Source organism: Streptomyces sp. LBL, assembly GCF_029893585.1.
GTDB lineage: Bacteria > Actinomycetota > Actinomycetes > Streptomycetales > Streptomycetaceae > Streptomyces.
Genome location: NZ_JARXYX010000047.1, coordinates 1 through 1,743, shown reverse-complemented (window position 1 = coordinate 1,743; position 1,743 = coordinate 1).

The following is a 1,743-nucleotide window of genomic DNA, read 5'->3' as shown; positions in this document are numbered from 1 at the left end:
CTCTTCAGAGGGCCCTGCCCCTTCCCGTACTACTCCAGGCCTCTGGACGTTCCCACCCTCGGATGCCACCAGCGGCCTCGGGGCGGTCGGCGACTGCCCTTCGGCACTGCCACGCACCACCCCTCCAGGGAGGGCATGCCCCCCCGCCCCCGCCGGCTGGGCGGCCGGGATCGGGGTGACCGGGGAGGAGTCCTCGGAGCCGGTCCGGTCCAGCGGCGGCGTGGCCGACTCCTCCGGCGTGGCGGCGGGAGGCGCCTCGTCCCGGTACTGCGAACCCTGGGCGATCTCCTCGGATCGGCCAGTCGTCCGGACATCGTGTGGGCCTGGGATGCCGTTCCTGTCGGAAACCGGCAGAACGGAACGCTGAGAACCTGCTGCCTCCGGGGCGCCTTCGGGCCCCTGCCGCACGACCGACTCGCCCGACCGCTGAGGGGTCTGTACGTCCGTGCCGGACTCGTGAAGATTCCGGATCGGCCCGGCGGTGCCGGGCTCGGGCGTCTGCCCCGATGACTCCGCCGGACGCTCCGCACCATGCTCAGGGGTCTGCCCCGGCGAGTCCCCCGGACGCTCCTGCACGCCCCCGTGAATCGGCCCCAGCGACTCCGCCGGGTGCGTCGACTCAGGCGGCCCCGACTCGACCTGATCGAGCCAGTCGCGAACGTTTCGTCCCCCGGGCTGCTGCGCCTGTTCCAGGTTGGCGCTGTCGAGCCGTGGCGGCGCCTCCGCAACATGCTCAGGAACCTGCCCCGCCCTCTCCGCCGGACGCTCCGGAACGCCCTGGTGAATCGGACCCGGCGAGTCAGCCGAATGTGTCAGACCGGGCTCGCCGAATGACGACGACTCAGGCGGCCCCGACTCGACATTGCGGAGCTGGCCGCGAATGTCCTGCTGCGGCGGCAACTCCAGGCCCTCGGGCCGTGTCGGCGCCTGCTCAATACCAGGCGTCGGGGTCTCGACCTCACCCCTCACATCAGCAGGCCGCGGACCAAGCTGCTCCGTACGCGGTACCCCGGACGACTCGGAGATCGGAGGCGTCTCGAATCCCCTGAGGACGGGCGGCGCCCCCTCCGTGCTCCTTCCCGAATCCTGCCGCCCAGCGCTTCCGGACGGCGCTTCGGTGCCGGACCGTCCGGCCGGTGGCTGGGCCGCGGGAGGAGCGTAGGTTATGTGCTCATCATGGGCCGACATGCCCGAAACCGTGCTGGCGTTGTCGACGCGGGCCCCGTCCCCAAGGGACGAAGCATCGTCCGTCAGACCGTCCTGACGAATGATGGAAACCTGGTCGCCACTGCCGAACCGGGACGCGCCGTCGCTCTCCGTCGTGGTCCGGTTGCCGAACTCCTCGCCCCCTCCACCGCGCAGCCCGACCGGGCCCTCCCCCGCTGAGCTGCTCCCGGTGGACGAACCGTCGTCCCTCCCGCTCGGCAGGGATGCACGGTCGTCTCCGAGCGTGCTGCCGCCCAAGGAGGAAACTTCGTAGTCGCTGCCAGATTCTCGGTGGCCGAAGGAGCCTGGCGGTTCAGCCGCGGTCGCTCCCGATTCGCTCGGGGGGCCGTCGACGGGACGGGTGACCGGCGGACCACCGTTCTCGGTCGCGAACCCGGAGCCGCCCCAACCCTGTCCCGGCCCCTGGGAGCCACTTCCCGCCTCCCCGCTCTGCGGGGCCGAGGCCTGTGGCTGCTGCGGTCCGGACTCCTCGGTCGGGATGCGCGGCGGGGTCACACCCTCGTCCCGCACCGCCGG